Source organism: Paenibacillus xylanilyticus, from assembly GCF_009664365.1.
Lineage (GTDB): Bacteria > Bacillota > Bacilli > Paenibacillales > Paenibacillaceae > Paenibacillus > Paenibacillus xylanilyticus_A.
The window spans coordinates 844471-866901 of sequence record NZ_CP044310.1; the positions used below are offsets into that span (position 1 = coordinate 844471).

The 22431-nt window shown below is 38.2% G+C and carries 15 protein-coding genes; 11 read left to right on the forward strand and 4 right to left on the reverse strand.

The window, feature by feature from the left end; genetic code table 11:
* Positions 1–65 precede the first annotated feature (65 nt).
* Together pglZ and brxL are read left to right on the forward strand one after the other, a co-directional pair.
* On the forward strand, positions 66–2624 hold the full coding sequence (gene pglZ, locus F4V51_RS03910) for a BREX-1 system phosphatase PglZ type A (protein ID WP_153976929.1): 2559 nt from the start codon (positions 66–68) through the stop codon (positions 2622–2624).
* 18 nt (positions 2625–2642) lie between these two features.
* Positions 2643–4697, forward strand: coding sequence for a protease Lon-related BREX system protein BrxL (gene brxL, locus F4V51_RS03915; protein WP_153976930.1), 2055 nt, complete (start codon positions 2643–2645; stop codon positions 4695–4697).
* 878 nt (positions 4698–5575) lie between these two features.
* On the opposite strand, the gene F4V51_RS03920 is transcribed toward brxL, so the two are convergent.
* Positions 5576–6061, reverse strand: a complete 486-nt coding sequence (locus F4V51_RS03920; RefSeq protein WP_153976931.1) for a hypothetical protein — start codon at positions 6059–6061, stop codon at positions 5576–5578.
* 341 nt (positions 6062–6402) lie between these two features.
* Here F4V51_RS03920 and F4V51_RS03925 point away from each other — a divergent pair, with 341 nt between their 5' ends.
* The 4 genes from F4V51_RS03925 to F4V51_RS03940 all read left to right on the forward strand — a co-directional run bounded on the left by F4V51_RS03925 (position 6403) and on the right by F4V51_RS03940 (position 10504).
* Positions 6403–7197 (forward strand): hypothetical protein, encoded by a 795-nt coding sequence (locus F4V51_RS03925; RefSeq protein WP_153976932.1) that lies wholly within the window; start codon positions 6403–6405, stop codon positions 7195–7197.
* Between the two features lie 114 nt (positions 7198–7311).
* On the forward strand, positions 7312–9033 hold the full coding sequence (locus F4V51_RS03930; RefSeq protein WP_153976933.1) for a hypothetical protein: 1722 nt from the start codon (positions 7312–7314) through the stop codon (positions 9031–9033).
* A 535-nt stretch (positions 9034–9568) separates the two neighbouring features.
* Positions 9569–10057 carry a hypothetical protein gene (locus tag F4V51_RS03935; RefSeq protein ID WP_153976934.1) on the forward strand — a complete coding sequence of 163 codons (489 nt, stop codon included), beginning with the start codon at positions 9569–9571 and terminating at the stop codon, positions 10055–10057.
* 45 nt (positions 10058–10102) lie between these two features.
* Positions 10103–10504: a four helix bundle protein gene (locus F4V51_RS03940; RefSeq protein ID WP_236146686.1), complete on the forward strand. Its 402-nt coding sequence runs from the start codon at positions 10103–10105 to the stop codon at positions 10502–10504.
* A 1086-nt stretch (positions 10505–11590) separates the two neighbouring features.
* On the opposite strand, the gene F4V51_RS03945 is transcribed toward F4V51_RS03940, so the two are convergent.
* The gene (locus F4V51_RS03945; RefSeq protein WP_236146687.1) at positions 11591–12127 is read right to left on the reverse strand and encodes a YkvA family protein; all 537 of its coding nucleotides are present in this window, start codon (positions 12125–12127) and stop codon (positions 11591–11593) included.
* A gap of 64 nt (positions 12128–12191) precedes the next feature.
* Entirely contained in the window at positions 12192–14444 is a 2253-nt protein-coding gene (locus F4V51_RS03950) for a dynamin family protein (RefSeq protein ID WP_153976935.1), read from the reverse strand.
* 423 nt (positions 14445–14867) lie between these two features.
* On the opposite strand from F4V51_RS03950, the gene F4V51_RS03955 reads away from it, so the two are divergent.
* The 5 genes from F4V51_RS03955 to F4V51_RS03975 all read left to right on the forward strand — a co-directional run bounded on the left by F4V51_RS03955 (position 14868) and on the right by F4V51_RS03975 (position 21547).
* Positions 14868–15437 (forward strand): tyrosine-type recombinase/integrase, encoded by a 570-nt coding sequence (locus tag F4V51_RS03955; RefSeq protein WP_153976936.1) that lies wholly within the window; start codon positions 14868–14870, stop codon positions 15435–15437.
* Positions 15438–15615: 178 nt separating this feature from the next.
* Entirely contained in the window at positions 15616–16410 is a 795-nt protein-coding gene (locus F4V51_RS03960) for a TnsA endonuclease N-terminal domain-containing protein (RefSeq protein WP_162009891.1), read from the forward strand.
* Between the two features lie 22 nt (positions 16411–16432).
* Complete coding sequence (locus tag F4V51_RS03965; RefSeq protein ID WP_236146783.1) at positions 16433–18556, forward strand: transposase family protein; 2124 nt, start codon at positions 16433–16435, stop codon at positions 18554–18556.
* Positions 18546–20033, forward strand: a complete 1488-nt coding sequence (locus F4V51_RS03970; RefSeq protein WP_162009892.1) for an ATP-binding protein — start codon at positions 18546–18548, stop codon at positions 20031–20033. Before F4V51_RS03965 ends, F4V51_RS03970 begins: the two co-directional genes overlap by 11 nt.
* Positions 20030–21547: a TnsD family Tn7-like transposition protein gene (locus F4V51_RS03975; RefSeq protein ID WP_153976940.1), complete on the forward strand. Its 1518-nt coding sequence runs from the start codon at positions 20030–20032 to the stop codon at positions 21545–21547. Before F4V51_RS03970 ends, F4V51_RS03975 begins: the two co-directional genes overlap by 4 nt.
* A gap of 136 nt (positions 21548–21683) precedes the next feature.
* Here the strand turns inward: F4V51_RS03975 and F4V51_RS03980 are convergent, their stop codons facing one another.
* Positions 21684–22055, reverse strand: a complete 372-nt coding sequence (locus tag F4V51_RS03980) for a hypothetical protein (RefSeq protein WP_153976941.1) — start codon at positions 22053–22055, stop codon at positions 21684–21686.
* Positions 22056–22431 lie beyond the last annotated feature (376 nt).

Genomic DNA, 22431 nt, shown 5'->3' on the forward strand with positions numbered 1-22431 from the left:
GGGATATACCAGTTATTCTTGGTATATCCCTGTTTTTAGCCTGATGAAAAAGGTGTTGATGAATAATGAATATGGATGAAGTTACAAAGGCACTGCAAGAAGCTTTTCTACAGCCTCTTAAAGAGGGGGAGCAACGCAAGATTATTTTCTGGTTTGATAAAGACCAAGAATTTGTTGAATATATACATGAAATCTCTATAGAGAGTGTCAAGGTACATACATTGACTGAAGGGAACAGCTTTTATACGAAGGTATTGCTCGAAGAAGAGGATCCGACCTCAAATTACTTGATCTATTCCAACATGGACATGAGGTTGGAGGATAACTGGTTGTTGGATACGATTCTATACTCGAAGACCTTCTATGCGGACAAGCTATCCCTTATCATGAATGAGCTAAACATTGATCCTTCTCTACGAAGTACGGTTAAGAAATACGAGAAGTTTTTTGGGAGTAAGGATAGGGTCAAGAAGTTTAAAGGGTTTGAGGTTAGGGAGTTTACTGAGAGCACTATTGAACTGGTAATGATGAGTGCGTTGTGCAATCTCAGAACGCCTGATTTCGAGGCTGTCTTGAAGATTATACTGATGGATTCTCTTGATGACAGTGAAAATAAGTACCTGGATTCGATTGCGAAGTATATTGGGTTAGAGGTATTTTGGAATGCAATAGCCGAGCGGTATGGTTATGAGCCAACCCAAAAGTCACTAAAAACGCTGTTCATTCACTTAACCATTACTGCACTAAGCCATACGGTAAATGAGGAGCACCTTTCGCTTATCAAAAACTATATTGCTACTCGAAACAAATCAAATGCTCTGGTGTTCATCGACCACTGGATGCATCATAAATCGGATTATCAATTGTATGACCAGTATGCTGAAATGGTTGAGAAAGAAATCAAGCTTACGGATATCGTAAATCAGCTTCCTGTTGAGGAATTCAAAGCGTCGGATACGTTCCCGTATTTTGATAAGGCCATTATTATCTACATCGCAAACAGCTTGGAAGATAGGCTGGAGGATTATGATACCTATACGAAGCTGATTAACCTACGGAGAGCGAAGCACTACTACAAGCAATATCAGTTCATCTATGAAGCACTTTACTATACCGTTAAGATGTTTGAATTCCATAAGAAGTACAGCATGGGCATTCCGAGAAAACAAGCGGTGGATATGTATAAAGCATATGTTAATGATTATCACCAAATGGATATGTTCTATCGAAAGTTCTATGTTGCTTACGACAATGAATCGAATAGCGAAATCCTAAAAAAACTCAAAGTGATGGTCGAGAACCTATATACGAACTGGTATATGAGCGAATTAAGCTCACACTGGTCCGCCGCTGTGCACGATGAGATGAAATCAAGTTGGGTTCTGCCAGGGATTCAAAACCAGAAGGATTTCTATCGAAGCTTTGTTGATCCGAAAATCTCCAATGGTGATCGAGTATTTGTTATCATATCAGATGCCCTGCGTTATGAGATAGCGGCGGAGTTGGCGGATAAGTTGAATTCGGAGACAACGGGAGCTTGCGACATTCAGCCATTGTTAGGCGTACTTCCGTCCGTCACGAAATTGGGTATGGCATCACTTCTGCCGCACAAGAACTTAGAGATCGACTTGAGTGGTAATGTATTAGTGAATGGCAAGTCTTCAAGTGGCACCGAAAATCGAATTGGAATTCTCCAATCAGCAGTACCTGATAGCACGGCAATACATTTTCAAGAGCTGAAGAATATGAACAAGGCTGGTCGCAGGGAGACATTAAAGGGTAAGAAACTGGTATATATTTATCACGACAGCATTGATGCAACGGGAGATAAGGCATCGACCGAGGTCTATACGTTCACAGCGGCTGAGAAAGCTATTGATGAATTGTACGATATAGTTAAAATCATCAAGGATGATTTGAGCGGTACAAACATTTTCATCACTGCGGATCATGGGTTCGTTTGTCAACGTGATGCATTGGAAGAGAGTGACAAGATTGAAAAGGAGGGTATTCAAGCGTTTGAGGTCAAACGGAGACATCTTTTCTCACAAGAAAATGGAGAACGAAGCGGTCTCCTTGATATCAACATGGATAGTTTAATTAAGAATGAGCATAAGATCACCACTTATGTTCCGAAGGCGACTATTCGTTTTAAAATTCAAGGTGCTGGTGCTAATTTTGTTCATGGGGGAGCCAGTCTTCAAGAGATCGTTGTGCCGCTCATACAATTTAAGAACATTCGAGCTGGGCAGAAGAACAGTCGTGAAATCGAGAAAGTGGATGTAAAGCTCACAAATACCACCAGAAAGATCACGAATAGCCTGTTCAACCTTACCTTCTTCCAGACGGAGAAAGTGGAGGACAAGCGGCTTCCTCGAACGGTTAAGATCTATATGGTGGATGATGCTGATAACGTGATTAGTAACGAGGAAATGCTCATCTGTGATCGCACATCAGATAAGCCAGACGAGCGTATATTTAAGCTTCGCTTTGCGTTAAAGTCGATACCATATGATAAGAATAGTAACTATTACCTCATTACAAAAGATATTGAGACAAATATCGTCAATGAAAAAACGCAGTTCACAATCAATTTGGGCATTGTTAGTGACTTCGATTTTTAGAGGAAAGGAGAGGAACGAATGGAGTCAATAAGCGAAGGACAAACGATCGATTTAGATAGGAAACTGAATGATGTCTTTTCAGGCAGGGTTGTTCGAAAAGACCTGACAAAGCTAATGAAAGAGGGGGCAAATGTCCCTGTTTATGTTCTTGAATATCTTCTTGGTATGTATGCCGCTACAGATGATGAAGATAACATTCAAGAAGGGATTCAACGGGTAAAGAAGATCCTCTCAGAGAATTTTGTTAGACCAGATGAAGCGGAGAAGGTAAAATCGAGAATTCGGGAACTTGGGCAATATTCCGTTATCGATAAGATAACGGTAACGCTCAATGAGAAGATCGATTCCTATGTGGCAGAGTTCTCTAACTTGGGACTAAAAGGGGTTCCGATCTCGCCGAACTATGTCAAAGAGTACGACAAGCTCTTGGCAGGCGGGATCTGGTGTATGCTGAAGATGGAATACTTCTTTGATGAAGAGGCCAAGAACAACAATCCGTTCAGCATCAGTAGCTTGAAGCCGATTCAAATGCCGAACATGGATTTGAACGAGGTGTTTGAGGGTAGGAAGAGCTTCTCGAAAGAGGAATGGATCGATGTACTTATTCGCTCTACAGGTATGGAGCCGACCCAACTTGAGGACAGAGTGAAGTGGCATCTACTACTTCGACTTGTACCACTTGTTGAAAATAACTATAACATGTGTGAACTCGGTCCAAGGGGGACTGGTAAATCACATGTGTATAAAGAAATATCGCCTAACTCGATTCTCGTCTCTGGTGGACAATCGACGGTTGCTAACCTTTTTTACAACATGTCTTCGAAAAAAGTAGGACTTGTTGGAATGTACGATGCGGTGGCATTCGATGAAGTAGCGGGTATAACCTTTAAGGACAAAGATGGTATACAAATCATGAAGGATTACATGGCATCGGGATCATTTGCACGGGGAAGAGAAGAGAAGGCTGCTTCTGCTTCCATGGTATTTGTAGGGAACATCAACCAAAGTCTTGATTCACTAATCAAGACATCCCATCTATTTGCACCGTTCCCTGAAGCAATGGCGAATGACTCTGCATTCTTTGATCGGATGCATTACTACCTCCCAGGCTGGGAAGTCCCGAAGATGCGACCTGACTTCTTCACAAATAAGTATGGTTTCATCGTCGATTACATGGCTGAATATTTTAGAGAGATGCGGAAGCGTTCGTTTTCAGATGCTCTGGATCGGTATTTTAGGCTTGGTAACAACCTGAACCAACGTGATGTAATTGCAGTGCGTAAAACGCTATCAGGGTTAGTGAAGCTTCTGTATCCAGACGGGGAGTATACGAGAGACGACATCGAGGAGATCTTGAAGTATGCTCTCGAAGGTAGAAGAAGGGTCAAGGAACAGCTCAAAAAAATAGGCGGGATGGAGTTTTACGATGTCCATTTCTCTTATATCGATAAGGAAACAATGAGCGAAGAATATGTGTCAGTGCCAGAACAAGGCGGTGGAAAGTTGATCCCTGAAGGAATGGGCAAACCAGGACATGTATATACGGTTGGTCATGGAGATTCTGGCATGATCGGGGTTTACAAATTGGAGAACCAAGTCGTTTCGGGGACAGGGAAGTTTGAGAAGTCGGGTGTCGGATCCCATCGAGGAGCTAAAGAGAGCCTGGATACCGCCTTCCGCTACTTCACTTCAAACAGTAAGAGTATCAGCGGCTCGATTAGCACGAAGACCAAGGATTATTTGATGCATATTAGTGATTTGCAAGGTATTGGTTTGACGGATGAACTCGCTATAGCTGAATTGATCGGATTATGTTCTGGTGCATTGGAACGTCCCGTTCAGGAGAATATGGTTGTGCTCGGTAACATGACTGTTGGTGGAACTATTGCAAAGGTCGATGAGTTTGCTAATACGCTTCAGGTTTGTGTGGATGCAGGAGCGAAGAAAGTTCTGATTCCTGCTTCCTCTGTAGTAGATTTTCAAACGGTTCCTGCTGACCTGTTGATAAAGGTTCAGCCTGTATTTTACTCGGATCCAACTGATGCTGTCTTTAAGGCTCTGGGGGTTGTATAAGCTTATGGAGGGTAAGATACGATCTTTTCTGAACTTGACTATGGATCTGCTTACACCGTTACCTATATCGACCCTGAGGGGAAGTAAAAGTGATATGATTTTTTGGTTAGATAAAGAGGACACTATATACCGTCTTCAGACCATTTATTCACTTGAATGAAAACCAGAAGAGATTGGGGAGACCGCGGGGTACAGCAAGACTGAAACAACAAGGAAATTGATTGAGATGTCTGTAAATGATCAGTTCCATGTATGTGAAATCGACTGAAAATGAAAGTTGTCAGGTCGTTGGAAGGGTGGTTTTCGGACTTTTTGGGGATTTACTGCCTGAGAAAATTCCACTTTCGTTTTTTTTTGAGGTAACTCCCCTGGGATCTTGATCGTTGTCAAAAACATGTAAGTTGCTAAAAACCCTGCTGATTATGCTCAAATTGAGCAAAAAGGCAGGGTTTTCGTTTGAATACAAGTGAAATCAGAAGAGTTGTGATAAAAGCTCGACATCCTCTTTGGAAATTTGGTTATCTGGAGGAGGAGGTGGCTGTATAAAAGTCTGAGGCATATTACTTTGCTCGCGTAGGATTTGCAAGACCATCTTCCTGACTTCGTTCGAAACGGATAATTGTCCGCCGTCGTTGAACAATAACAGTTCGGATAGACAGAGCATTTTTAAGTTGTCTTAGAGCAAGAAGGTGGGTTTTCTATCATTATATCGAAAATTAGATGAAGGTACAGTCTAAATCTTAATCATCCCCGAGTTCGATCCAGTGAAACAACGACAAGGGAAAAGTGAGAAACATCCCCCCCAATATCGTACTTATTGCGAGAATTTCACAAAAACAAAGGGGATTTTGCTAAAAATCAAGTATTCTTCCCTACCTTTAGTATTTCTCGATGAAATCCAACAAGGATTGTGCGATAAGGTCCTGGAGTCTGAAGTGAGGGAACTTCTCAACACAATTTTGGGTGAACCTTCCATAGATTTCTTCGTTCATTTTAATACTCTTTACTAAGAACTGTGAGTTTTTTGAATATATCTTCTGATCCAAAACTAATATCGAATTATCATTTTTGTTTTTGACCAAGCTCCTCAACTTCTCTAAATTCTCCTTTAGAAAAATTAGTTCCTCCGAATCCACGATAGTTTGCTTTTTTGGAGGCATGCTGAATGGATCTCGTAAGAATTTGTAATAGCGGTTATCACGTTTAATAAAAACATAATCTCCAGCTTGCATGTCTTTGGTAAAGGTACTATAGCTGACCCCGATTTTTTCAGCGACCTCATCTAACGTAAATGACTGAAGTAATTTATTTACCTCCTCAGCTCTTTTATCGTGTTGCATAGTAAAGAATGTTTCTTTGTTCATTAGTACAGCTCCTTTCTTTTTATATGATGATAGTATTATAGATTCGAAGAATCATATTATTCCGAGAATAAGATTTAATACCGCTGTATGAATATGACAATGAAGTGCAAAGTAGTCGTTGCTTTGGTTGCCGCAGGTACATCTGCAAATATCCTAATGTTGACCTGATTACATAGCTTATTCACTATTTTACATCCCTCCAATTAATCACTCGATGTACTCACACTCCAGAATTACCTTCTTTGTCAACCCCATTTTGCTCCGACCTGGTTCGAAGCTTATTGCCTCTCGGATAATTACTTTTTTCGTATTATAGGGAGAGAGTGATAGGGGGAATAAGTATGATTCAAACGATCGGTTGTGAAATAAATAGAGCCGAATACACGGTAGATTTAATTTATCTGCGAGATATGATTAGCGGTATTATCCAAGAAGGTGAAGGGTTACGTGAAGAGCTGAATCAAATTGTAAAGAGGTATGGCGTCCAGGTAGATCTTCGGTCTACAGAAGATGTCACTCGGTTTATTAAGTATGTGCTTAAAGCAGAGGTGGTTAAAGAAAAAAAATTAACGAATGAAGCCTTGGACAGATGGTTTGAACAAACCAGGGACGTGTTTTTCATCAAGCTGAAACAGTATAGACGATGCCGTGAAAGATATCAAAAGATAGCTAAGTTTATCAAGACTCTTACAGTTGCTTTAGATGAATGGAGCAAAAACAGTGTAAAGGTCTTTATAAATTCGAGCTTGAAAAAGACAACTGTTAAACCTGTGTCCACAGTGAACAAGAATGGCGGTGTATCGATATCACAGCCTGCCTTGCCGTTTTCGATTACAGAGGTTGTAGGATTATTAAACTTCAATGTGGCGATTCACTTCAAATCGAACGTTGAAATGGTAAGTTTTTTGAATATGTACGGCGACATTATATGGGAAGACGGCATGGGGAAGCATTTGCTGGTCAGTGGGGAGATATTATATGCCCAGATGATATTAAGCGAATACGAGATTATCCCGTTCTCGAACAGCGAGGATAAGATGAAACGATTGATTGAGCAGTTCAAACTGGAGTACAGCAATCCATTAGAAATATCACCAAAGACCATTATCAAAAATAAAAATAGCTCGCCATTATAAATGCTAAGCAAGGGGCTTAGACGCTATAGAACCATAAAGCCATATCCAGGCATTGCAATCTACTATATCCTCTTTATGCAACAGAACATAATGCATAAAGAAGGGGAGATATAAATGAAAGTAAAAGAGAACTACTTCAGTGAACTTTCTGAACAGATCACTAATAAAGAAAAATGGAGTCGGGAAAGGTTTGTGGTCTTTAATCATGAGGCTGGAACAGGCAAAAGCAGAAATGCCCATCAGATAATCGGCGAGAAGACCAAAGATCTGGACCGTCGAGTTCTATACGTGCAACGCTTTATTAAGGATATTAAAGTAACTGTTGATTTTATTAATCAGCACGCTGGCAAGAAAGTGGCGGTAAGCTACACGAGTGAGGATACCAGAAAAGTGAAAGTGAAGGAGTTACTTATAAACCGTCAGGTTATTTGTATCAGTCATCAAATGTACATTCAGATCTGTAAGGGAGAGCATCAATACTTGGTAAATGGTCGGGATATTTTAATTATCGATGAATATCCTGACTTACTTGAGAAGATCAAAATATCGAGTAGTGAAATAGGTCAGCTCTGGTTCGAGTGTAACAAATGGAATGTTCCTGAAATTGGTGAATGGGCATTAATACTACGTAATTTGAAAGATGAAAAGTCTGCATGTACTCAAGAAATGAAATTCATGGATTTTTCTGAGAATAGGTTTAGGTTAGCCAAATTGATTAGATCAGCAATTGGTAGGATGAATGACAAGCGTACTGATGAATACAAGGGCATTTTGCAAAAAAGTATTCACCTGTTAGAGAATGGTGGATATTTGTTTGAGGATGGGTTCCACACTTTTGATGGTAGTCATCAATATAGTCATTTAAAGAATAATATCATTCTCGATGCGAATGCGGCGTTCGATTATCGATATAAGCTATGTGATAAGTTTAATGTCCGTGAGCAAGAGAAGATCTACGATTATGCAAAGGATACATTACATCACATACAAGTTAAAACGACTAAGAAGGGTATACAAAAATTCAGTGAGTTTGCTCAGGAAGTGTTGGGAAAACTTCAGATTGAGGGGAAAAATGGAATTCTATTTATTACAGAAAAGGCTAATGTTGAAAAGCTAAGAGATGAGATCGTGCAATTCTTCTCCGAATATGGAAGTAGTATTGAAGAAATTGAAAGACGACTGAATTGTAAAATCGGCATCGACTATTTCGGGAATATTATAGGAGTTAATCATTACCGTGAATATGATTGCGTTGTTCTGCTCAAAACCCCTCATTACGATTATCTCACTTATACTTCGACATACCACTTTTATAAGTGGATGAATCACCAACCTGTCGATGATGTTAAATTGTTCAAGCATAAAGAGGTCGAGGCAATACGGAGAAGCACGGTGGCAGGTGAAATGTATCAGGCAATAAAACGGGTTAATCGGGACAATAGCAGACGCATGGACGTGTATGTTTTTACCGACTATCAAGAAGCGGTAGATTTAGTGATAGAGCAAATGCCGAATATTCAGTACAACAAAGAAGATCTTGGAGAAAAGCAGAATAGTGGGAGAAATTATGACAAAACGAAGAGAGAGAAATCCTCTAAAAGTGAAAAGGCTAAAACTATACTTCTCGAAGCTAAACAGAGTGGTATAGAAATGATGCAAAAGTTGGAGTTAAGGAACTTATTGGAGATAAAAAGTGGAGGGAATCTCACCAAGATACTGGATAAGTTGGAGGCTTTCATAAAAGAACACGGGATAAGTCACACTGGTCAGCAAATTTGGTTTCATGATAATTTGAGGGATCGTGATAATAAGGATGATCTCAATGAGTCTGCTTAAAGTATGGAGCGAGTACCTTGCCTGTGTTATGTACGCTACATTCTTGTTCTGAACGTTCGAGAACATTTATCCTGTTAATTGCGGCATTCTGAACAAAGATACGAAGCTGATATCTCCACCCAAAAGCAGATTTTAATTGAAACGATGGTTTTATCCTCTTCGATTTGATGCTTCAATTCTTATGGTTTTGGTTGCCATAAGGCAACCGTATATATCAGTGGTTAATGCCTAACTCTTGAAGGAAAATCGTACTGCTATGATTGCATAATCAGTTCGTGATGCCAATTAATAAAAGTTGTATCAAAATTAGCCATTCCTCTTATATAGGAAGAATTAAATACAACTTTCTAAGTAAAACCCAATTGATGAAGCGGAAAACTCTGAGGATTAATAGAACGAACGTCCAGATACAACTTTTACTGTAGCATAATTTATACTCGAACGGGGTACGACACAAAAAGCCTTTTTACGCATTGCAAAGAAAGATAGAGTATTGATATCAACAAAAGAACTTACTACAGGGGGAATATAATCAATGCTATCGGTTGGAACAATTATTGACGGAAGTGAAAACATGAAACCAGCAATTAGTTTGCAAGAAGCAAGAGAAACGATAAAGCACTATAAAATGGAGAAGCTCTTTGAACTTGCCTGGGAAGCGTACTCGAAGGAATGGGATCACGGCTATGCGTGGTTCGACCTTAAAAATGGGAAAGTAGTGAGCGGTCACGAACATCTCATCGATCCGAAGCATTCCTATCTGATATTGCTGAAAATAAGCGAGGCAGACTACCTTTTCGAATGGGACGATTATGATGAAGAATCCGAATACGAAAAGTTTAAGGAACGATTATCTTTACGTGAGTGGTGTGAATTAAAGGGATTTGATTATCGGGGACGCATTAGGACGGAGGTATTGCGTGATCCAGGCAGGTGGAACGAATATCATCAGTTACATTCTAAGCTATATATTGGATTAAACGATTGGTATCGTAAGCATGATGTAACTGTTCAAACGGAGTAATCTACACAAAATTATCAAGTCGATAATAAAGCAAGGAATGAGCAATTGGGAGAATCAAAGGAGAAAGCTTTTTTTTTAAGGGATTTCAAGACATTGATCTTGTACAAAAAGGCTGTAGAGCTGGAGGATATGATTGATAAATTAGCTGAGTCCTTTCCAATTGATGAGAAGTATCGCTTAACTGATCAGTTGATTCGATGTGTTACAAGTATCGGTGCAAACGTTGCGGAGTCAAATGGCGGTCAGTATGCTGGCAGGGAGAAATACCATTTAGGCGTTGCCTTCCAATCTGCAAACGAGGTTAGATACTGGGTTGAACGGGCGTTTCGGAAGAAGTACATTGATAAAATAACGTATGAGCGGCTGGATGAAATGGCACAAGAGCTGAGAAGAATAATGGTCGGGATGTTCAAACGCTTAGATGGTTTAAATGGTGAATCGGTTTAAAACAATGCAAGAACCATGGAGGGGATTACTTCCATGGCATACATAGATCTATTCATTTTGTCCAGAGTTTGATGTGAACGGTGGTGGTAGATTAAAAGATTGTCATAGAAGTTACTGACCATCTTTTATTAAGAGCGATCAACATTTCAATATTGGACAGGCAACTCCGCCAGCAATTGGACAATAATTGCGACAGATTCTGATAAATAAATGTCCGATTATTTTATCTATCCATCACTCGAAGCAATCGGATAATCGTTCCTCGAAATACTCATCTTCATGATCCGCACCTTCTCTATAATTCTCGCTTAACTGAACGTTATTGTCGTCATCTATGCAAAAAAGGCACACGCAATGAGTATTAACATAAATCCGAACCCCTGTTACCTCGGAAATTAGTACCTTTATTTTCTTGCCCTCACCATTGCATGGAATTTCGCATACATTCATCATCTGTAAATTCTCCTCTTCTGACTTTTCCCAATACTGTTACCTTTCAAACTCCGATGAGAATATGCGTTCCCATTCGCTTGGAGATAGTATAATCGACATTTTTTAGATTGGCAACAGACTGTTTTCATAAGGTGGGTATTATTCAAATTCACACGTTATGTTGATTGTGCTATACTGATGTCAAAATTCATTTGTAAAAGTATAGGTACATCATCTAAGGTATTGGACTGGTAAAAAAAACCAGACGCATTGCCTGAAGAGTGAAGTATCTCTTTTTGTTGTCTAATAGGAAATTTAACAGATTAGGATGGTGAGATGCCCAGTGTGAAGGCAGTCTGAGAAGTCGAGCTGATTGAAAAGTGGTCTAAATAAGTTATGTACCGAGTTTTGTTTGGCTTAATTGATTTTTCGAAACGAAGGAATGCGGCTTCATAGATTTTGAAATGAGAGACTCTCTACAGAATTGATAATTATGTTAAAAGTGACCCTAAAGTCATGGATCGCTTTTATTCGTTAATTTGTTCTGAAAATTTGTTGTAATAGTTTGACTGTACGATCATAGTCTGCCCTCATTATACTTTAATTAAATTCATGCAAGAGAACGGAGAGAATGCGTGATCCTCTCCGAACACTTTAGTTGAAAAAGTCCTCAGCTTGTTTCCGATGTTCATCCGTGATATGGGTGTTTATGCTATTGAACGCTACCCAGAAAGCGGCGGCATCGTCAGTGTACCCAAGAATCAAGATGAAATCAGGAATTAAATCAATTGGAAGTACAACATATGCTAACGCACCAATAGCAATTGCTTTTGCTTTCATAGGTGTTTTAATATCGATCGCACAGTAATACATAGCTAATGCATCTTTGGCAAAGGGGATTTTTGATGCATGTTTTTTTAATTTTTTCAGAAAATTATCTTTAACATACTTTTCTTGCTCATTTGAATCGCCAATTTCTGCTATCCAAGTTTTCGTGTCAATTTTTTTATCTTTAGAATAGGCGTGGTCTGTTGCTAATGCAGTAGCTAATTCTTGTTCTGACTTATATACACTTAGTTCTACATCCTCACTAAATTTGGATTTGCATGTACCGCAGATTGCTTGTACAAAACTTTCAGTATCGATGTTATTGATTTGACCACAATTTTGACACTCCATTTGTCTAATCAACGTATATTATCCCCTTTAAAATGATGATGGAATCTAAAATTAATAAGAGAGAATATGAAGTCTGTTATATTGACATTGACATGTTTTGAGTAGGTAATGCCTTTAAATTTTCACTGCCTTCCCAGGGGAGTTGTCCGAAAAAATCTTCTAAGCCTTTATTTATTGTAATCATATCTTCAATTGTTCGTGGATCACTGGTTTCAATAATCGTTTTCAAGTTATCCAAGTGTTCTTCAATTTTTTGCAGAATTCCTGCGACAACTTCATTTAACCCAATCTTACTATCATCCCAAAACTTAGTGATTGCATCCGAATAAGAGTTAATAACCTTTTCCTTTTCCAGAGTTTTAATCACTTCTTTTGCCAACCTTTTTTTCCAACCATCACCAAAGAGAGATGTAACAATTGCAAATGCTCCAATAGCTAATGCTATACCAATAGTAATTGGCCCTCCAATCATTGCTACGAAAGAAGCCGCCGCCGCAGTTCCACCTACTGAAATTCCTAAAGCGCTCAGTAAGCTGACACCTTTTGCAACAAGAATATATCCACCAAGGTTTCCAACAGTTGCCGCCCATAATCCTAATCCACCAAGTACACTTGCTCCAGCGATTCCTCCTGCGAGTGCACCTTTAAAATCAAAGGGTATTTGAACGTTACCGACAGATATTTTACTCAATGAATTTGCTTTCTTCTCAACATCTTTAAAAAATTGAGTCAACATGGTGTTGAACTCTGAGGCACTGCCTTTAAGTATCTCCTGCATCTTTGCATAATAAAGATCAGAGATGTTGGAGAGAAGATACTCTTTAGCCTGTTTTTTATCGTAGTTTTTCTCATTTATTAAATTTATAATGTATTTTTCGGTGATGGTCTCCTTTTCCCAAAGTTTTATTTCGAGTGTGTTGCTTTTTTGGGACTTATCAATGAACGAGATAAGCTGGTTTCGAAGGGCGTTTATCTCCTCGAACTTTTGAGGCTTTTCTCGAATGGCTTTCTCATACTCCTTTTTGGAGTTTTCACGGTCTCGCAAAATGGTCTCATATTTTTGGACTTCATTTGCAAATAAGGTGCGAGATTCATCTTTAAAATCCTCAATAGCTTGGTTTAATCTTGCCTTTCGAATAGTAGGTAATGAATTCACAAGCAATTCTCTGAATGCATTTTCAAATTCTTCACGGAGAACTGGGGTATCAAGTGAGTACGAGAAAAATCTTGTTTTAAATATTTCAACAAATTCTCTTTTACTAACATTAAAGATTTGTTTAATCAATTCGTCAGAGAGTTGCTCTGAAAAAGCAATGGATCTTGTTTCTAATACTTGTGGAATTTTTTCAGGACCTACAACATGTGACTGAGAAGCTATTACAAATAAATTTGAAAGCAACGGAACTTCTTTTGTGTTCAAAACTGGCAATGTGCGGATTACATCTTTTAGGAACAAAATATCAGATTGCTTATTTAAGAAACTGTTGCTCTGGCATAAGAACAAAACAATATCTGCCTCGTCTTTAGCCCTTTGCGCTCTAACCGTATCATCCATTTCTTCAGTTCCGAAGCCTGGAAGATCAACAATGTCGCAAGACAGTAAGATGTTTGAATCTAAATAAACGACAGCGGAATCCACCTCTTTATGAAGTTTGTTTGAGTTTCTATTACAGTATTTTTCTAATATATCGTAGTTTCCTACGTGCAGTGCATGATTCCTGCAATACTCTATATCATGAATTCTTCTGAAATTCCAGCCTTTGTCATGAGCTTCTGCTTTGAAAATACTAACATGGTTTTCACCCATCCAAGCTGGTTTGTCATTAATATGTTTCACGTAGACGGTTGATGACGTTGTCGGTGTCCATTGAGACAAAAGCGCATCAATTCCTGTGAGGCTATTGATCATTGTGCTTTTCCCAGCATCAGATGGACCGAGCAAAGCAACGAGGGGTTTTGCTCCGTAAATGTTAATTAAATCATCTAATTCAGATATTTTCTTAATAGCCGTCTGATATTCAGGTTTTTCCTTGAAAAGTTCCACTGTTGGAGCTATGTAATATTTTAAGGCGTTTTTCTTTAAGCTCTCTTCTCCATAAACATTAGGAATATCAAGGGCTTTAGGTTGTTCTAATTTAAAATTACTCAAAACATCGTTTGGTAGCATGCGAGCTACACTGCACAGATTCATAAAGAATTCGAGTGACATGTTTCCAGGATTACTTTCCATTCTGGAGATATAGTCTTGTCCGCATTGAAGAGCAGAAGCAAGTTCAGCTTGGGTGTATCCTAACTTTTCTCTAAGACCTTTTAGATCAAAATCTTTCATTTAAGCACGCCTTTCTACTGGGAAATTTATGTACAAGATATTTATACCATATTGCTTTTTAGATGTAAATATTGGATATGCAAAAATCCATATTATAATGTACGAATAACGAAAAAAGGGATGCATCAAGACATATTTGATTGAATGGTCAGGTATCCCTGTTGATGCGAAATGCCGAATCGAAGTGATTACTTGGCAAAATGATCGAACCTTACTTAATCTGATTAAGAAAACCTTATAATCCTATAAAATAGGGATTTATAAAATTAGCCAAAAACAACTTGGCCATTGAATCTTCTTCAAGGGTCCTGATACAATAGTTTTATATGATTGGAATTTTTTGAGGGTGCGAGTCGATCTTATCAAGATTGACTCTTGACCTTCCTGACTTTTAATAAAGCGGGGCAGTGAGGATGAGGACGAATGAAGATGGTTTACCCGATCCGAGATAAAAAACAAATCGAGCTTGTAAAGAGTTATCTAAAGTCAAAGAGTCTGAGAAATTATCTTATGTTTCAAGTCGGCATATCGTCAGCCCTTCGCATATCAGATATTTTGAGTCTTAAAGTGAAGCATGTATGGAACAACAAGCGGCCTTCCGAATTTATTGAAGTAAATGAGAAAAAGACAGGGAAGTACAAAAGGTTTCCTGTAGCACCCAATCTTGCGAAAGCAATTAAAGAATATGCCGCTGTGTATGACATGAGCGATTCAGAGTTATATCTGTTTCGAAGCAGAAAAGGAGAAAATAAGCCGATCACCAGGCAACAAGCTCGGGATATATTAGATCATGCTTGTGATATGTGCGGAATTCCCGATAAGTTCGGGAGCCACGGTCTTCGGAAGACCTGGGGATACTTCGCATTCAAACAGGGCATTTCGTTGGACTATATTTCTATAGCTCTAAACCATAGATCAATTGCTGAAACCAAACGATACCTTGGTTTACTTCAAGAAGATCTGGATGATATTTATTTTCAGATCAATTTATAATAGTGTACAAGTTATTAAAATCACTTCATGTTCGTGTGCTTCAATAAATTCATATGCAATCAGTGATAAAGCATTGGATATAGGTTGTGCCGCAAAAAAAAGCGGACTAATTGCCTATAATACCAATGCTTTTTTGCATTGCATGTTAGGCAATGACCTGCTACTTGGAGGTAAGATTGTGAGCAACTGGAACAAGGAAAAGCTTGGGAGATATATAAACGAAGGAAGGGGACAGGGCGAAAAATCCTGCTATATCCCGTTGACTAAAACCCATGAGTTCTCTTCAAAAGGCAGAGCATCAAGGATATTTGGAATCAAGACTCAACGTATACACCATTTTCACTCTGACAATCAGTTAAGGGCATTCCATATGTATGAATGGGTAAATGATAACGTGGTTGATATAAGGGAATGTTTCCCCTTATTGGACGTTATGGAGGTTATTGATGATAAAGATAATCTACGATTTGATAAATTTCGTGATAAAGAGTCTGGGGAGCAGTTGGTGCTGACAACCAGTTTCCTTTTAACAAGTAGGGACTCGGATGGAAAAGAGCGATATCTCGCAAGATCAATAAAAGATTCATCTGAATTAATAAGGAAAATTACTTTAGAAAAGCTTGAGATAGAAAATCGGTATTGGAAAGCCAAAGGGATTGACTGGAAGATAACTACAGATAAACAGCTATCGAGGCAATTAGCCAAGAATATCGAGTGGGTTAGAGAGACATTATTATCGAACGAACAACAGGATATTAATAAAGATCAGCTTTCGGATGATTTACTGAATCATCTTCTAATCAATCCTGATTCAGCAATACGAGATAGTTTAAGGGACTTCGATAACAAGGCGGGAGTTTCTAATGGTGTTGCTCTTTACTTGTTCCGATATCTAATAGCCAAGAAAGAGATCAATATTGATATGAGAAATAAAATCGATACAGCATCAAGAATTACTGACCTAATGCTGTGACTGGGGGATACCTGTGAAATTCATGACGAATATGTTGTTTAGGTATGGAGACGGCAAAGTAATAAGAGTGCTCTATATTAACCGTGTTTCTTCTATTATATATGTGATCGATATGGCGAGTAATAGATGGGCATATCCTCTTAGGTTAGATGATTTGAGGATTCTTCAAGAGCAATCAGAAATTATAATGCTGGAAGAAGACATTTATTGCAGAGTTTTCTTTGAAGAGGATTTAAGCGAAGCGGAAAAAATGAAAAGGGAACACGACTGGGAGATCGTACAATATTTACTGAATTGTCTTGAAGCTGAGGAGAATTTGTACATCAGTAAATATAGAGAAAAAGCATTAAAGGAAGCGATGCAGATATTTCAGTTAAGTTATAACGGTGTAAAAAACTTACTTATTCGCTATTGGCATGGAGCACAGACTAAAAATAGCCTATTGCCAAGCTACCATAGATGCGGAGCTAAGCAAAGGGATAGAAAGAGTAGTAATAAAAAACGTGGGAAACCACGCAATGATGAAAAGAGCATCGGTGTAAATGTTGACGATAATATGAAAAAGTTATTTAAGGTGGCGCTCAATCGTTATTACTACTCCGAACGGAATAATTCATTAAAAATAACGTATGAGTTGATGCTCAGGGATTCTTTTGTTAAAGAGAAAGTTGAACACAATGGTATTAACTTGCCTGTACTATTAGACAAATCCAAAATGCCAACATATCAACAGTTTTTGTACTGGTTCAAGAAAATGAATAATGCCAAAATGGAGATCTCGAAAAGAAGTGGAACCAGGGCATATCAGCAAAATTATAGAACAATTATTGGGGACTCAACGCAAGATGCTGGCGGAGCTTGCGGCTCTTTATGGCAAATTGATAGCACATTATTCGATATATACCTCGTGTCCAGCGTCTCCAGGGACATCACAGTTGGTCGTCCGATCGTTTTCTTGGTGATAGATGTGTACTCCCGCCTCATAATGGGGGTCAATATTAGTTATGAATCATTAAATTCATATAGTGGTGCTATGGTTGCACTTGCGAATAGTATGTCATCTAAGAAAGAGTTTGCTTCAAGGTATGGTATAAGCATAGAAGATGAGGAGTGGCCATACTGTGTTCCACTCCGTGTAATGGCAGATCGTGGAGAACTGGTTGGCAAACAGATTGAGAATGCAATTCAAGGCTTGGGGATTACAATACAAAACAGCCCACCTTACCATGCAGATTATAAAGGAATCATTGAGTCAGCATTTTCAGTATTGAATTCGAGAGTCAAGCCTTTTGCTGATGGGGTTGTAATCAATGGGAAAGGAAATAAAGAGAGAGGTGAATCCGATTATCGTTTAAAGGCGAATTTAACGATTGAGGATTTTTGTAAAATTGTAATAAAATGTGTGTTATTTCACAATAAAAACCACGTGCTAACTGATTACGTGTTAGATGAGTCCATGTTGGAAGAGAAAATTGAAAAGATACCCCTTCAAATTTGGAATCATGGAGTAAAGAATAGAAAGGGGCAATTGAGGCTTTTACCAGAAGAAATGATTAAGACACATCTTTTCCCGATGGATAAGGCTACTGTTACTGCCAGAGGAGTTTCTTATAAGAAGATGTTGTATGCTTCAGGTTACACATTAAAAAATGATTGGTTTCAGAAGGCACGAATAAATGGTAGCTGGCGAGTAAACATTTGCTACGATCCACGGGATTTAACAAATATCTACGTGAGGGATGAGGGAGAGGAGGGCTTACTTAAACTGACACTATTGGATCACCTAACGAAATATGCAAATAAGGGAATTGAAGAGATAGAGAAGATTGCAACACATGAACAAAAAATCGACGAGAAGAGCAAGGAGAGAGAATTGCAGGAAAAGGTCCAGCTTTTCACAGAAATTGAGCACATCGTTGAGAATGCCAAAAGAAAAACTGATTCCGAAAAAGATTATGGTAAGAGTAAGACACAGCGATTATCTGGTATTAAGGAAAACCAACGAAATGAGCGTTTGTTGCATCGGGCAAGTGAATCTAAAGAAACATCAATTGTTGAAACAATCACTGTTCATGAATCAAATGATGACATCGATGACTTACACTTGTTTTTCAATAATGAAGATGGTGATTACGATGAAGAATAAAATTTACCTACCGAATGGGACGGAAGCTCAGGAAGCTTGTTACAGTGAATTTCCAATTGAAGAATACAATACAAACCCTTTTATTCAGGCGTTACCACCTATAGCTGATAAGAAGACCATTATTAAGAAGTTAATGACGATTCCAACATTTAAAGAAGTGGAACGTGAGTTGGATAGCTCTTATAGAATGCATATTGTTAAACGATTGTATAAGCTTTTTCAGCCCTTGCCGCAACATGTCCGAATTTGGAATATGGTATTTTCGCTTGTATTCCAGGGATACTTGGCGAGGAATCCATTTGATAAGGAGTACATTAGATATGTGAATGCAACAGGTAAGCAAATAATCAATAGAACGTATGATTTAAGCAATAAAACGGATTTTAGAACAACAGCCAATTGTGGGCTTTTGATTGGTTATTCAGGCATGGGGAAAACAACAACTATGAATAAAATCCTCAATAATATTCCTTCGGTTATTGTTCATGATACGTATCGGGGTCAGCATTATAACCAAACGCAATTGGTGCACATTACTTTACAGACCCCGCATAATTCGAGTTTAAAAGCATTATCACTTCAGTTTTTTATGAAAGTAGATGAGATACTCGGAACAAACAATTTTAAGAAATATGTCTCACGAAATTTAAGTGTAGATGCTATGCTCCCGCTAATGGGGATTGTATCGCAAAATATAGGGCTGGGTTTAATGGTAATTGACGAGGTGCAACATTTACAAAACCGTGGTGTTCTACAAATGATGAATTATTTTGTTACGATGATGAATTCGTTCGGAGTCCCTGTAATCTTCATTGGTACGCCAGCTTCATATCCCATTTTTCAAAACGAGCTGAGGATAGCAAGAAGAGTAACGGGAAGTGGTGAAATCATCTGGAACAACATGGGGAATGACAATGAATTTCGTCTGTTTTTGGAGTCAGTTTGGAAATATCAATGGAATCGAAAATTTACGCCTTTGAGCGAAGAGCTGATCCAGATCTTTTATGAAGAGACGCAGGGGATATCAGACCTCATCATCAAGTTGTTTGTAAATGTTCAGCAAATGGCAATTTATAGTGGGAAAGAAGAAATTACGATAGAAATTGTGAAAAGGACGGTCAAAGAAAGCTTTAAAATGATGAAGCCTATGTTGGATGCATTAAGATCAGGGAATCCCTACAAGATCGCTAAATATGAGGATTTGAGAAGATTAGAAGAGACACATAATAAGAAAACCGAGAGGGTAGAACAGCCAGTAAAAATAATAAAAAAGGAGATAATTAAGGGAAATCAGATGGTAAATCTATTGACCGTCTCAAATAATCCAAAGCAAAAAATACAGCGGGATTATACGGATGATGATATTAGGCAAGTTTACATTAAAGCAAATAAATTAGGTGTTTCGCCGTATCAACTTCTCTTAGAGAAAGGATATATCGATGAGATGAGCTTTGGGCAAGGGGATGATTTCTTATGATGAATTTTCTACCCCGCTTACATCAAGATGAACTGCTCTATAGCGTAATAGCCCGATACAAAAGAATGTGTGGAATGGTAAGCAAAATTGCATTAGTCAGAGACTTGTATGACGAAAAAACTGTATTTAAATCAACGTTATTTCCACAACATTTGAATAAGCTGATAGCTAATTTTCCCTATAATTCAAAAATTGGGGTGAACGAGCTTATCAATAATCATACTCCGTTTAATTTCTACACTGCCTTTTTATCCAGTCAGCTTACGGAAACAATATCAGATGGAATGATAAATGGTAAAGGAACAGGCATCGAAGCTTTAGTTGGTATCGCAGGTAGTAGAGTGAAATTAAACGATCATCTGAAAGTGTGTCCCGCCTGTCTTGTAGAGGATGTGGAAAGCTTAGGTGAAGGTTTTTGGAAGAGATCCCATCAAATTGTCGGAGCATTGTTTTGCTTAAAACATGAAGTTCCTTTAGTAAATAGTAAAGTTGGAAGCTCTGATAACATTGTTGATTTTATTTGTGCGGATGAGGATGTCTACGACACTGAAAATAGTTTACCCGTTATTTACTCAGCAGAGATTAAGAAGCTTAATTTAAGCTACCTTCGAAACGTTTCATATTTACTGAATGTTAATCAGAAGAGAAAGAACCTCTCTTTCATTATTGATTATTATATCGATCGTTTGAGGGAGAAAGGTTTTGCTTCAAAAAGCGGCAACTTATACATTACTGAATTGGTTGAAGTTTTTGGTAGTTTTTATCCTACTGAATACTTAGAGCTTATGCAAAGCACGATAGATATTAAAAGCGAGACGAATTGGTTGAGGCTTTTTGTCAGAAATAACAATAAGAACAGAAGTCCGTTGAGACATCTCTTATTGTTACAGTTTTTAGGTTTAGATGTCTCGGAGCTATTTGATTGGAATTCAACAATTGGAAAGATCACGATTAAGTCTAATCGGAAGCCGAAGTATGAGTTGAGCGAACGAAAAAGCGAATGGTTAAAGCTGATTAATGAAAATCAGGGTGCTACGAGGGCTGAGCTGAAAGAGAAGGGAAAAGGGCTTCATACTTGGATTTTTGCTCACGATAGAGTGTGGTATGAAGATGTAACACCCAGGATTAAAGCAAGAAAAAATAAGAGAGCGGCAATTGATTGGAATCAAAGAGACGAAGAGTGTTTAAAGCTTGCAAAGAAGGCTGTCAAAGGAATTTTGAGCTTTGATGGAAAACCAATTAGGATTATTCCAGCTAACATCAGGAGAGCGGCGGGAGTTAAGAAGTGGTTTCTCCATAAAAAACTTAATAAGACATGGCAGTATATAGAGGAAGTAAGTGAGGATATAAACAGCTATCGTATCAGAAAAATTAATTGGGCTATATCTGAATTAATGAGGAAGCATGGAAAGGCAACTGCATACCAAGTTCAGTTGTATGCTGGATTCGGAGGGAAGAATGACGAAGTAAGAAAGATCATTAATGAAGTTCTTGAGAGTAATAGAGATATATAATGCAGTCAGCGATTGCTTAACTTAAATACTTAGCACCGTTACTTCATTATCGACTTTTGATTATAATAAACCCACCATCACTGGTGAGTTTATTATAATCAGTATCGTTAACAACATTGATTAAAATTGTTTCTCATTAGTGCACGAGTAGTTTTAATCTGGTCCAATAACATTGATCTTCGAAAAACTCAATTAGCATTTTTCGCTGTTCTTTGTCGTTTATTTTATTTTCCACTTCTGCAGGTATATCAGGGTGAAGTGAATAAATACTTTCTATGTAATAACCTTCATCGTCGCTTTTTATTAACTTCATTCTAAAATTGTATGTTTCATCATCTGTGCACTTTAGTCCAAATTTAAATTCAAACATGCGATCTTGCTCAATTTGCGTTGGTTCATTTAATGTACCGATCTTTACTACATTAGATCTGTTTTTTAATAACTTTTTTAAATTTTCAATTTTTAAATCATTTAAAAGAACTTCATAAATACCGTCATCTTCATACATGTAAAGTCCTCCACTCAAAACTCGGAATTTTTCTCTTAATAATCTTAACCAATATTGAGAAAAATTTAAAGTATTTTTATGAATTCCGTTTATCTATCCCTCCTGTACCCTTTCCAATTACTATAGAGATAACAGAGCCAAAACATAAAACCAATCCCCTACTATGTAACTCCATAATATACCCGTGCTATTCGTAATAAACTCGTGCTAAAAATCGAATAAAGACGTGATAAATCGTTGGGGGATAGAGGTGTGGGCATCCATTTATGTCTCCAACCGTCCTATAATTGTAACGACGAAGCCGAGCGGAAATCAGGATCTTCCCCTGATCATCGCTTGGCTTTTCTTTTCCCCAGGCTCGCTTTCTACGAAGCCT